11 protein-coding genes and 1 pseudogene are annotated in these 12,344 nt (G+C 38.1%); 10 read left to right on the forward strand and 2 right to left on the reverse strand.

All coding sequences use genetic code 11. The features are described 5' to 3' along the window. The 3 genes from G337_RS26545 to G337_RS0117430 form a co-directional block, all read left to right on the forward strand. Positions 1-148 (forward strand): integrase core domain-containing protein (locus tag G337_RS26545; RefSeq protein WP_037027873.1); only part of this gene is annotated, 148 nt, incomplete at its 5' end. 1,016 nt (positions 149-1,164) lie between these two features. After that, positions 1,165-2,019, forward strand: coding sequence for a hypothetical protein (locus tag G337_RS0117425; RefSeq protein ID WP_028865032.1), 855 nt, complete (start codon positions 1,165-1,167; stop codon positions 2,017-2,019). Between the two features lie 138 nt (positions 2,020-2,157). Beyond that, positions 2,158-4,197: a YjbH domain-containing protein gene (locus G337_RS0117430; RefSeq protein WP_245597677.1), complete on the forward strand. Its 2,040-nt coding sequence runs from the start codon at positions 2,158-2,160 to the stop codon at positions 4,195-4,197. 85 nt (positions 4,198-4,282) lie between these two features. Here G337_RS0117430 and G337_RS0117435 read toward each other — a convergent pair whose 3' ends face one another. Further along, positions 4,283-5,131, reverse strand: a complete 849-nt coding sequence (locus G337_RS0117435) for a class I SAM-dependent methyltransferase (RefSeq protein WP_028865034.1) — start codon at positions 5,129-5,131, stop codon at positions 4,283-4,285. 497 nt (positions 5,132-5,628) lie between these two features. Between G337_RS0117435 and G337_RS0117440 the strand changes: the two genes are divergently transcribed. Continuing rightward, positions 5,629-8,040 (forward strand): PilZ domain-containing protein, encoded by a 2,412-nt coding sequence (locus G337_RS0117440; RefSeq protein WP_028865035.1) that lies wholly within the window; start codon positions 5,629-5,631, stop codon positions 8,038-8,040. Positions 8,041-8,175: 135 nt separating this feature from the next. On the opposite strand, the gene G337_RS0117445 is transcribed toward G337_RS0117440, so the two are convergent. Beyond that, complete coding sequence (locus G337_RS0117445) at positions 8,176-9,087, reverse strand: LysR family transcriptional regulator (protein WP_028865036.1); 912 nt, start codon at positions 9,085-9,087, stop codon at positions 8,176-8,178. Between the two features lie 152 nt (positions 9,088-9,239). On the opposite strand from G337_RS0117445, the gene G337_RS0117450 reads away from it, so the two are divergent. From G337_RS0117450 to tnpA, 6 genes and pseudogenes are all read left to right on the forward strand, one after another. Next, the gene (locus G337_RS0117450) at positions 9,240-9,866 is read left to right on the forward strand and encodes an FMN-dependent NADH-azoreductase (protein WP_028865037.1); all 627 of its coding nucleotides are present in this window, start codon (positions 9,240-9,242) and stop codon (positions 9,864-9,866) included. Positions 9,867-9,969: 103 nt separating this feature from the next. Then, positions 9,970-10,107: pseudogene (locus tag G337_RS28700) on the forward strand (transposase); the annotation flags it as partial. A 4-nt stretch (positions 10,108-10,111) separates the two neighbouring features. After that, positions 10,112-10,393, forward strand: a complete 282-nt coding sequence (locus G337_RS0117455; RefSeq protein WP_028865038.1) for a hypothetical protein — start codon at positions 10,112-10,114, stop codon at positions 10,391-10,393. A 264-nt stretch (positions 10,394-10,657) separates the two neighbouring features. Then, positions 10,658-10,996: a hypothetical protein gene (locus tag G337_RS0117460; protein WP_028865039.1), complete on the forward strand. Its 339-nt coding sequence runs from the start codon at positions 10,658-10,660 to the stop codon at positions 10,994-10,996. Positions 10,997-11,209: 213 nt separating this feature from the next. Next, the gene (locus G337_RS0117465; RefSeq protein ID WP_028865040.1) at positions 11,210-11,929 is read left to right on the forward strand and encodes a hypothetical protein; all 720 of its coding nucleotides are present in this window, start codon (positions 11,210-11,212) and stop codon (positions 11,927-11,929) included. Between the two features lie 143 nt (positions 11,930-12,072). After that, on the forward strand, positions 12,073-12,344 hold a 272-nt coding region (gene tnpA / locus G337_RS0117470; RefSeq protein ID WP_028865041.1), incomplete at its 3' end, for an IS66 family insertion sequence element accessory protein TnpA.

Below are 12,344 nucleotides of genomic sequence, written 5' to 3' on the forward strand. Positions count from 1 at the left end.
ATATTTAAAGGCTTATGAAACGCCAAAGGAAGCAGAGCTTGAAATTAGTAACTATATAGTGTTTTATAACGAGCAGCGATACCATCAGAGTCTTGACAACCTAACACCAGATCAGGTTTATTTTGCAAGACAAAGGTTCGCCACATAACTTGGGTTGATCACTTAAGAAACTAGGTTGTGTGTCCAGTCAATGGGATCCATTTCTTACCATCCCGCCGTATCATCATTGTTTTTTAAAGTATCCAGGTGTTCGGTGATGTAATGTAACCATCTGAATTACATGGCTTTGTTTTCTGTGAATCATCCGTCGCACAAATTTAAATATAATGCAAACATGTTGTTTACAAATGAAAAGTAGGGAATTGCCTTATGCTGGTTTGATTATGCATTGTTGCTGCATTTTTAGTAGGTCATTATGACTCAGTCTCGTGAAACACAAGTCCCTGACTGCATGCTTATGATTTAATAACTATTGTATGCTCTCACTTTCTGCTTAGCAGGAGTTATTGAAATAGAGGAAACAGACCTTCTAAGTTGATTCAGATTTATAGAGAAGCATAAAATGTATTCAGCTAAAATGCGGTTAAAATAATCATTATAAAGTTAATATCATTGCCTGTGCTCAAGTGCAGCACAGGCAAATAAAAATACAGGTTATATCGCAAATGTAAATTGCAAATTCAGTCAAAATAGATTGACTCTCCTCACTTTTTATTGCTTTTGTCACTTTTTTCTCACTTTTTTGCCTCTTCTCAAACTAAGGAATTTCGTGTTTAACCTTCTTGTTATTTATCTCGGTGCACTGGCTGTCCTTACTTTCTGCTATTTCTTTGAATATATCGTCATTACTTCCCATCGTGCAAAGATAGGTAATAAATCTAAAATTGAGAAGCAAATCAATTTAATTTGTTGTTTATTTCAGATTCTGAATCTAAGATTTATAATGTTCTAGCACGGAAGGTGCTGTTTTTAACGGTGTTTAGCCGTTTTAATAATGCTAATTCTTTAATTGAAACATATGAATTAATGTGCGATTATCGAGCCAACAAAATATCAAAAGTAGTGTACAAAATTATCTTTTAGTGCGTGAGTGTCATTTATAAAGAACAGCTAAACGTTAATTTCTTACATATAATTTAAATTAACTTAAGTAAGGGAAGCAAAGTGAAATATAAAATTTTATCTACATTGATCGCCAGTGCATTACTTGGTGGCTGTTTTGGGAGTGGTGGCGAAGCTGTACATAATACGCAGGCATTCGATCCTGCTGTTGCTAATATGGATGTTTCGTATTCTTGTACCGATGGTACAACAGGTACTGCGGGCGTGACGGATGGATACGGTAAGGCAAATATTAGCGCTTCAACTGTTGTGACAGCACCTGAGACTTGCTCTCTTTTATTTGTTGCACGGACAAACTCTGTTGATATGTCAAACGGTAAAAGCATGACAGGTGTTAGTTACACTGTTCCTAAAGGTATGTCTGTTGCTGGTAGCTTAACGACTGGGACACCTTTATCGACTTTAATTGCTAAATCATTAGGTGATGATCCCTATACTGAAGCGGCTGCAACTCAAGTTCTTACGGACTTAGGTTTAGAATCACTTCTAAATGACGGTGTTTCACTTTCAGATTTATTACTTAATACCGAAGCAACTGCCGCATCTTTACCAGCCGCATCTAAATCAAAATTACTGGCAACAACAGCAGTGCTAAGTGATACAATACTAAATGCCGATACGAGTGCAACTGCCGCAGAATTAAGCGCTGCAGCGGAAGCAATATCAGCAACAGTATTAACAACCTATCCGCTTTATCCATCAAGTACGGCTGATGGAACGGGGGCTGCTATTTTCTTAGAAATTCCTAAATCGACAGTTGATGCTTCAGTTGCAGATCCAACGGTTACGGTTACATTACCTGATCCTGAAACAGCAGTTCCAGTAGATCCAGAAACCCCACCAACAGGTGGTACTGGTGGTACTGGCGGCGGCTCCGATGACTCCACAGGTGCTTAATCACTATCTCTAAATTTAAGGCACTTTCGAGTGCCTTTTTTCTATTTTATTTCTGAGTTTCCCTATATGCGATTTTCTAAAATAATTTATTCAATCTTATTCTGTTGTTCATTTCCTGCCGTAATGCAGGCACAAGGTATGGACAATTTATTATCATCGCAAAGCTTTACCGGTGGTTTATTAACTCCTAATGCACAAGTAATGGATCGCGGTGATTTCTCCTATTTATATGGCAGAGGTGTGCCGTACCAGCAAAAAATTGCCGAACTTGACAATCATTTCTTTAGTGTTGGTTTATTTAAAGGTTTGGAAGTTGGCGGTCGAGTGGTAACCCAAACCTACGATTGTAATCTCTACTTTGAAAGCGGCTGTGGTATACGTGATCTTTCAACCTCTTTTAAATACCAACTTCCCTTTATTTATGATTACACCGGATTCAATATAGCTGTTGGTGTTCAAGATATTGGAGGTGCAGCTAATCATTTTGAAGCAGTCTATGGTGTTGCTGATTATGAGTTTAGCGATTATCCCGTCCGCCTTAGCACTGGTTATGGCAAATCGAAACTAAGTAATGACATTATGAATGGTGCTTTTGGCTTAGTTGAACTGCAGCCGTTATCATTTATGCAGCTCATTGCTGAATACGATGCCTCACAAGTTAACAGCGCTGCAAAATTATTTACTCCCGAAGGTTTATTACCGCTAAATAGTCAATTAGCAGTGCAGTATCAAATTCATACCGGCCATGACTCCAGCTTTGATAATAACCAGCATATCTGGTCGGTTAATGCTTCTATTCCGCTGCTTGGTTTCGATTTTAATAAAGCACCAGACGTTACAAATAAAGAGTATCTTACAACACTAGATTTAATCGCCATTGAACAGCAAAAAAGTGACTCTGCAAATCTCAGCGCTTTGAAAACAGCATTAAAAGATGAAGGTTTTTTAAATATAAGGATCGCTTACAATGACAGTAAAGTCTTTGTTGCGTTAGAGAACCGTCGTTATAACCAAAACCAGCTTGATGGTATCGGGGTAGCGTTAGGTATTATCTCAAGCTATACAGGCAAGGGCCTGTTTACTGATTTAGGAATTGATGAATCGCTCCAAAATATAGAGTTGTACAGCTTAATTCATGATATTCCTGTTTTCAAAGTGACGGCATCTGCAAACTGTTACCGCGAATTTATTAAAACAGGTGAAGCTTGCAAAGATCTGCAGTTTCAGAGCAGTAATGTACAGCTTGCTTATCAAAAAGTAACCTGGTTTGATGAGAAAGAACAATCTGGCTTTGGCCGTACTCAGGTGATCCTTTCACCTGCTTTACGTCATCATGATGCAACGGAATATGGAGTCTATGACTACTCTTTAGCATTAGCTACCAATATTTACACCCCTCTTTGGAAAGGTGCTGCCGTTGATTTTCGTCACCTATTACCTGTCTCAAATAGTGATGATTATGATGATGGAGCAATATGGCAGAATAGTCGTTTCGAAAATAAAGTAGATCGGGTTTTATTACATCAAGCATTTCAAATACCTTTTAATATTATGACCCAGTTTTCAGGCGGTTACGTTTATGGTGGTTATGTGGGCCTAATCAATGAAAGTCAATGGGTTTCTGAGAGTGGGCGCAATAGCTTGGGTTTCGAGATTAGTGAATTTAGATACAAAGATGAGCTGGATGAACAAGGAAGAGTAGTAGCAGATCGTGCAACCACCTTGGGAAATTATCAAATATCGGTGCCGGAATGGGACTGGCAGTTTAAAGCGCAAGCCGGAGAATTTAGAAAAGGCGATACAGGTTTTAAATTAACCACTAGCCACTGGTTAGGGGATGTTAGGCTTGATGCTAGTTTCCAGCAGTCGACAGAAGAAGATGCATCACAATCTGAGCAGTTTGTAACATTAGCTTTAGCAGTACCTCTAACCCTGTGGCGTGATATGTCTCCAGGATATGTACAAGTTCGTGGTATCGACCAATTTACCTATGCAGTCCAAACACGTGTTGGGGAAGAACATAACAACCTTGGTACAGGGCTGGGGGCTGATATTGGTTTACAGCATAACCTAAGCAGACAATATAATAACCGTGATAGAATGTCAGCTGTCTATTTTGAAGAAAACAGCCAGCGACTTCGCAACGCATATTTGAGATATATTAAGCAGATTGACTAATAAAAAAACGCTATAAATATTAATTTATAGCGTTAGATATAAAAGCTCATAAAGGCCGTTTTACCTTTATGAGCTTAATTTTTATTTAGAGAGTGGATTTCTCTGCAACAATTGCAAATTCAGCATTTGATTCAGAGAAATTACTACCTGCAACATCAGCAAAATATTCTAATACTGAAAAACCTGCTTGTTCAAATTCTACTGCCAGGCTTCGAGGTGAAAAATACTGCAGCCAGTTATATACAGTATAACTTTCATCATTTTCTTCGAAGATAGTATATTTATCTAAAACTACTTTTTCATTTTCATACTTAAAAATATTAACAAAAGCAAAGTAATCTTTTTTAGACCAAAAACCAAAAAGCTGATCTCTTTCATAAAGAGCTGACTCTTTTCTTGCTGCAAACGCGGCAAGTGAATAGACATCAATAATTAACTTGCCGCCTTTTTTAAGTGAATTATAGAGCACAGTAAGCATTTGTTTTCTCTGCGCAGGGCTAAGAGCGCAAAAGTCACACATGATCATTATTGTCAGATCATATTTTTCTACTTCACTGTATTCTAGATAGTTTTGATTTATATATTCTACCGTTAAGTTATTGTCTTGTGCATAACGCTGTGCATAATCAGTAGAGTTTTTAGAAAAATCTATTCCAGTAATATTAATGTTTTCTTTTGCAAATCGAGAGCTGTAAAGTCCTGGTCCGCAGCCGAAATCACCAACCTTTGATTCACAGCTTAGTTCAAAATGTTTAATCATCCATGATACTGATTTATCAATAAATTCAGTGTTTCTAGATGCTGCTTCAATATCACTGTTTAAGTGATAGGATAACATTTGCTCTGCTCTATGCGGATCTGTCCACAATGAGTCCGCAGTATAAGATTGAAAAACTTCTGGTTTCTGGTTTAGATTTTTAAGTTCTTTGTACATGATTTATCACCAATTAAAATTTTAATAAGCGGCGACAAAGGCTGAGTTAAACTAAGTTAGTCTGCTCCCATTTTGCCACCAAAGTTGTGAGTTATTAATTAGATTTAAATACATGATCGGCACCTCCTAGTTTCAGTTTTTACATTATGTTTTGATAAGCGAAAGAATATCACACCTTAAAATCCGAGACACTTTCATTAGAGTAAAAAGCTTGGGATATCCATTTGTTACATATTTCGGCCATGACGATGATGTAATGGGCTCTAGTAAAACAACAAACTATAACGAATGCTTTATATTTAAATGAAACTTCAAAATTAACCTTTTGTGGTTTTTTTTATCCAAGTTCTAACATCACACGATTGTGACCGTCGATACAGATGTATTATCTTGCATGTTATACCATTGATGATTAATTCATTAATTTCAAACTTACCAAGAGCTGTGATACCTCTTCGACTTAAACTCGAGGTATTCTCACCCAAATAGTGAAGAATATGATACGCAAGGAAGATCTGGAAGATTTTGGGGATGTTATTATGGAGCTGAGACATGCTTTTAATAACCCTGAACTTGAAAATGAAATTCAAGAGCTCACGGCAAATGCAACTGCATCTAATAGATTTCAGATAAAAATGGAAATTATAAATCTCTCTCAAGAGGTTCAGCGTGTTATTGATCTTCGCTTTTTTTTTAAAGACAGCTGTGAAAAATTTATTTACAAGGGGATATCCCATTTTCTTGATGATATATCTAAAAATGAATTTGAAAATGAAATAAGTCGATATGACGGCAGTTACACACTTGGCGTCTACGAACATATCATGCAGAAAGCAAAGAAAAGATATAAATTAAATCCGCATGCTTTAGTTAATACTCTCCCTAAAACAGAAAAGATATATTTAACCAAGTTTTTCCAGCGAAAAAATGAAAGACTGTATTTCGTTAAGAAAGTCAGCATTTTTTATAATAACCCGAAAAAGATGACTCCGAATGTATTTAATAATTTTGCAATCGACGCCATAACAACGAATATATCTGCCGCAGGGTTATCAATAAAAATACCTAAGAAAAACATACGTAGAACAAGCGGGTTGATTCATATCTGGATGCACGGTATTGAAGCTGAATTTAAGTTTTCTGAGCGTGTGATTATAACCTATGAAATAAAAAATACATTTGAAAAAAATGACCACGTATATTTTAACCTCCATTATCACAGCAATCAGTTTTCAAAAGTAGAAGATGAGTTTATTGCTTTTTCTAAAAGTTATTTTGAAGCAGAGAAAAAGCGCAATAATCTTCCTGTTGGAAATACAGTCAATGCTGTAAAGGTTAAAGCATCTGAACAGTTTATTATTACAAGACTAAGTTCGCTTCCTATATTTCTTTTTAAACAAAATGATCTCTGGCTTCCTGCTGCTCAATTTAAAACACCGAATAATTCAACTATAGGATTATTCGGCAATGCTAATGAGAATAATGATTTCCTCCATTCTCTTTGTCTCTTGCCGTCAATCCAGTCTAGAATCTCTTCAGGAAAAAGGTTTTATGATTATTTGTTTTTAATGCCGATCAAGGATAAGAACAGTGAAAGTTATTATGTTGCGATACCTTGTAAGGAACTAATCTGCAATGGATTTCTTAAAAGAGTAGCAAGAATTGCTCATAAAAATAAGCACCTTAAACTCTACCGGATTGACGGCAATACAACATTACCTGAAGAGCAGTATCATGTTTCAAGTTCACTTCCGTCTTCCGCGGGAGAAGCTTTTGAAAATATGAACCAGCAGCCGATTGAACAGGCAAAATCACTTTCTAAAGTATTAAAAAGAATGATTGTGCTAAGTGATTTTACTGACTCTATCGAGCATCTAAATCTTTTGAACGATACTTCCGATAAACAAGAAAATGACTTTAATCTATCTCATTACATCTTAGAAGAATCATCTAAACCAGTTGATATTCAGGATGTTATCGCAGAAACGAATGATTTTAGAACGGAAGATAGATTTTTATGTAATATGAATCTGTTAATACAAAATAAAGCACATTCACTAAGTGAATTTGTTCCCTGTACTACTGTTAATATCTCAACTAGAGGGTTAAAAATAAAGCTGTCACAGGTGCTGGATATAAAAGCCGGAGATAAGGTGTTAATACATCTTGTCGATCTGCCGGGCAATGGAGATAAAGGCGTTAGATATCAGCCGTATTATATTATCGGTAAAGATAGTGATCTGGAATATAGATTATGTATTGAAGGAAAAGCTGCTGATCATGATGGGCGAAAAGTGATCAGAGAATTCATTCATAAAAATATAAACAGCATAAAACCAATAGGTTATAAAAATGAAATTTATGGTTTTTCTCGAGTATTAAGAAATATATTTGCAAATAATATTCATCTGCCGCATGGAATAACTGCAAGGCATGGTTCTTCCCGATATATAAAAAATATTGCAATATCAGAAAGCTCACACATCCCTATTATTAAAAACGGCAGTACAGATGACCTGCTTACTCTTATGGAGACAGATGCTTTTAGAAACGCAGTTACTGATAAAATTGAGTTTATAAATAAAGAGAATCCCAATGAGATTCTTTATTTTATTGCGATGTTAAGAACTCGAAACAATGGCGATAATTACTTTTTTATAAAGCAGATAACAGGATCAAAAACAGATGCTGAATTAATGCCTTTAATTCAAAATCTAAGGTGTATTGGAGAGCCTAGATTATTAAGGGTAAAAGTCACCAAAAAGAGTCGTGTCTTCAATAAATATTTCCGTGCTGAAATGTCATATTTAGAAAGGTTTGCAGTACCTAAGGTAAAAGATATTATGTCAGAACTGAGGAATACCATGGGGGTATTTGAAATGTCTGATGTAACTGATCTAATAACCTAGCTTAGTTATAAGAACGAGTTCAATTAGAGCAGAATATGTTAAATTTTTCAGTAAGTTCGTACAATGTTGTATTTGTTCATAAATGTGTAAAACTTTTTAGGAGAAACCGACGTGGTTAAGTCTTTAGTTCTGAATTCAGCACAGACGGTCCATAATAAAATCCACGCAGCACTTGATTTTAGGGATTTGATACTTGGCCTTCTGGTATAAAATATATACGTCCAAATCGCCTGACTTATCGCTGGATATCTTTGAATTTGTTGGAATCTTAACCAGTTCACCCGTTTTCAGGTGTTCCTGAATCCACCACAGAGGAAATATTGACAGGCCTTTATGGGCTAGTGTGGAGGCTAATAAGGATGTCCCGTTATTACTGCACATTACGGGTGTGATTGAAATTTCTTCCCACTCACCTTCATTATACTGCCACCAGGGAGCCGCTCCGCTGGAACTTCGGTACTGCAGAACTGCACAGTTTGAAATGTCTTCTACCGTAAATATTTTTTTCCCAAATCGTTTTTCCAACTCCGCCAAATACTTTGGCGTAGCCACAAGGATTAACGCAGAACTGGCCAGCTGCTTAGCTAAAACTCGTTCATTAGGCGCACGACTAGAGCGAATTGCAATGTCCACAGAATCAAAATTCAAATTCACCAATTTATCAGAGAAATCCAAATCTAGAATAATGTCTGGATATTTGTGTTGAAACTCCTGCAAAACCGGCCACAATATTTTTTCTCCATAAGAGGCTGCTACACTAATCTGGATCCTGCCTTTAATAGAATCCCGCTGCTGGGATATCAATTCGTCGGCATCATCCAGTTTCTGAAGCACCTCGGTTATCATATTGTAATAGACGCTGCCTAACTCGGAAGTTTTTACGTTGCGGGTGGTACGCTGTAAGAGCTCAACACCTAACTCACTTTCCAGGTCCTTGATGCGCCGTGAAATAGAAGAGGCTGGTACATTGAACTCCTTAGCCGCATCAGTGAAGCTATTGAGTTCAGCTGCTCGCCGAAAATAACGTAATGCGCGTATTTTGTCCATAATTCGTCAGAATTTGCTTTAAGGTAAGCATAATTACACTCTATTTTTGTTAAAAAGACAATAGAACTTTGCCTGTATGCTGCTTTTTCTTTATTCCTCGATTGGTTATCGTTGTGCTATTCCAATTATCTAATTAGCTCAAAGGTGATCTTATGAACTCTTCAACGCACAAAAAAACTGTACTCGTTATCAAATCCAGTCCAAAGGGCGAGACTTCAACTTCCAACGAGGTAGCTGACTTTTTCACTCAGCAGCTGCTCAATCAGCAGGAAACCTGCGAAATTATAATTCGTGATCTGTCTAAAACTCCGGCACCTTTGCTTGACGGTCCTACGCAGGAAGCTTTTTATATAGCCGATGAAGAACTCACAAAAACGCAGAGAGCACTTGTTGCTCCTTCCATAGCGATGATAGAAGAACTCAAGGGCGCAGACATTGTTGTACTTGCCTCACCTATGCATAACTTTAGCGTTAGTTCTCTGCTGAAAGCTTATATAGATCAGGTCTGCCGTTTCGGTTTGACTTTTCAATACGGGTTAAATGGTCCTGAAGGGTTACTGCAGGGAAAAAAGGCAATAATCGTCAGCAGTGCAGGAATGGATTTTCAGGCAGAAGCTGCTAAAAAAATGGATTTCCAAACGCCCTATCTTAAACATATATTAAGCTTTATGGGCTTCAAAGATATAAATGTTGTACCTGTCCAAGGGGTAGACAGAAGCGATGCTAACCCTAAAAATATCATTGCATCTGCTAAGTCGACAATGGAGGCCTTAGTGTAGAGATCGGGGGCATCTAGATATTGATTCAGGCTGTACCAGCCGCTTAAGGTTTTAAATCTTTGGGTGTCCAAAATTTTTTTCCTTAAAAGAAATTGAAGAGAATCCATTAGAAAAAATTTTATTAAGCATCCCTGGAATCGGTTATATCAATGCCTCGACTTTCGTCGCTTCAATAGGTAGCGGGCAAACGTTTGCAAGTGCTAAAGAGTTCGCCGTTTGGCTAGGAATTACTCCCAAACAGTGTTATGGAACACGCTAACTGCAAAGATCTAGCTCATTTTAAACCTTATACTGGAAACTTTAAGGGAATAAACGCAGGTCGTGCGGACTTGTTTAATGTAATTGTAAAAAACATGGGCAGTGGTGCATTTAACCCTCAATATTTTGTTACATTTGGATTGATTAGCCAAATTAATCAATGTTTTACAATTCTTGCTAAGAAAAGAAAAAATGATCTCTGCAAATATGATGTTTTGTTTGCTGAACAAGTATTAGCATCGAGAAACTTCAAAGAATTTGTTAGTTAAATACTTAGCAACTCTATAATATACCCGTTACCATTCAAAATGCATTTATCAGGAGCATGCTCGGACACCAGAGCAAGAGGCAACATGAATGAATGGTGTTCCCTTTATAATTTTTGCATTTCGATTGATAACGGGTATAACTATGGGATATCCACTTATTGATTTGTTATAAAACAACAGATTAGTTTTTTGGGGGGCTCTTTTTTGTTTTTATCTTTTTAATCAGTTGATTATGTATCTAACGTGTAGAATGTGAGACTGGAAATGAATAAAGTTTTTTTATTGTGTGTTTTGTGGGCCAGTCACACCTTTAGTGAGTCATTTGAAATTTCAGATGTTGATGTGGTTACCTATCAGGTATTTAATGGTTCTGACTCTTTAGCAGCCCAAACTAGTGAAAAATCGTTATGTATGAGTGTGATGTGTAATCAGAAAAAAAGTATAGATAGCGCTTCCAAAGCTGAAGTTTCAGCAGTAACTCAAAATACTACGTTTGAAACTTTGGGGGAGGCGATCTTTATATTGGGGCAAATGGGGCTTGCAGACAACTGCAGAGATAAATTCCTTATGTCCCGTAATGAAGCTTCTGCTTGCGAATGGTAGATAAGGAAGGGGACAAATTTTCTGCTATTTTCGTGAAGTTTGAATTTCAATAAGAACAGAGAAAAGAATACTAGGCAAGATTAAAGACCTGTCCCCGCAGCTTCTTGACCTCGTAATTTTAGACAATGGATGTCCGCCACTAAGCGCCAATTGTGACGTAAGTGAAGATTAGCTACGGATAAGAATAATTATATTGTCTAAGAGATAGCAACGATGAAATATACTAAATACTCTATGCTGCGCGATCTGCGTACGCTCGGCATCACCAGCTTCCAGTGGAACGATACCCCCTTACGGAAGGATGTTCAATCCCGCATGGCCGGCAGTGTCGCGAAGGGCGAAGATGCTGGTCGAGCGGAGGTGCTTGAGTACTGTTGGACTCTTTACGAAGGCGCCCTGAATGGTGACGGAGATCAGCTCATTGGACGGCAGAAAGATTTGGGTGAACTGCGAACTAATTTTTACAGGAGCATCAGCGGGCTAGGCTCCGTCGCCAATGCTCGGGGCGTGCCCATGTCGACCAATTTCGACAGTAATACGCACGCCAACCTCCAGCAGATGGACAAGTGGGCCAAGGTCTGCAACGACGCCTGGATTATCGGAGGGGTTCATCGCGGAGCCATATTCCGTCTCGCTTCACCGCTGATTATCGAAAACCTGTGGAATAAGAATGGCTACTTTGTGGTAACTGCCAGAGAGATTATTGGTTTGATGCACTTTGGTTACACTCTAGAACAGGTGGGGCCTTGGCAGTGTATGGTGCCCAAGAGCCCGGTGAAGTCTCAAATAGCGGATTTAGTTATCTATGACAAGTTAATTAAGCGGCGGGAAACACTCGCTCAGGCCGTCGAGCTTTGCGGTACTCCAGGAATGGACTCCAATGCTAAGGCTGCCGCTCAGGTAAACGCTTTTCATCAGCGCCACGCTCGATAAAAGGCAAAAATTCGGGGGTGTCCACTTATCATATCTTTAAAAATCATGGAGATACGATGGAAAGTAATCGTCCGGCAAACAGCACATTCACCTGCCTCGCGTAGTTCATTACAGTATCTCCAAACTCATTATTGGAGATACACATGCAGGAAAAAACACGTCAGAAGTGGACCGCACTTATTGAACAGCAGCAGGCAAGCGGGTTATCCGTGGTGGAATTCTGCAATAATAATCAATTAAGCCCAAAATCATTCTACAGCCGGAGAAAGATACTCACACAAGGTAATGCCGAACCATCATTTATTAAAGTGAATACTACCAAACCACCCGCTCAAGCAAGTTCACTGCAGCTCTGCATTGGCCAGGCAAGCCTGCAGATACCGGGGGACGTTAACCCACAGTGGTTAGGTACATT

It is taken from the genome of Psychromonas aquimarina ATCC BAA-1526, from assembly GCF_000428725.1.
In the GTDB taxonomy this organism is placed as follows: domain Bacteria; phylum Pseudomonadota; class Gammaproteobacteria; order Enterobacterales; family Psychromonadaceae; genus Psychromonas; species Psychromonas aquimarina.

Bases quoted from the DNA above. Each gene is read 5' to 3' on its own strand.
- G337_RS0117430 (WP_245597677.1), top strand. From the start codon at position 2,158: ATGGACAATTTATTATCATCGCAAAGCTTTACCGGTGGTTTATTAACT.
- G337_RS0117435 (WP_028865034.1), bottom strand. From the start codon at position 5,131: ATGTACAAAGAACTTAAAAATCTAAACCAGAAACCAGAAGTTTTTCAA.
- G337_RS0117440 (WP_028865035.1), top strand. From the start codon at position 5,629: ATGATACGCAAGGAAGATCTGGAAGATTTTGGGGATGTTATTATGGAG.
- G337_RS0117445 (WP_028865036.1), bottom strand. From the start codon at position 9,087: ATGGACAAAATACGCGCATTACGTTATTTTCGGCGAGCAGCTGAACTC.
- G337_RS0117450 (WP_028865037.1), top strand. From the start codon at position 9,240: ATGAACTCTTCAACGCACAAAAAAACTGTACTCGTTATCAAATCCAGT.
- G337_RS0117455 (WP_028865038.1), top strand. From the start codon at position 10,112: ATGGAACACGCTAACTGCAAAGATCTAGCTCATTTTAAACCTTATACT.
- G337_RS0117460 (WP_028865039.1), top strand. From the start codon at position 10,658: ATGAATAAAGTTTTTTTATTGTGTGTTTTGTGGGCCAGTCACACCTTT.
- G337_RS0117465 (WP_028865040.1), top strand. From the start codon at position 11,210: ATGAAATATACTAAATACTCTATGCTGCGCGATCTGCGTACGCTCGGC.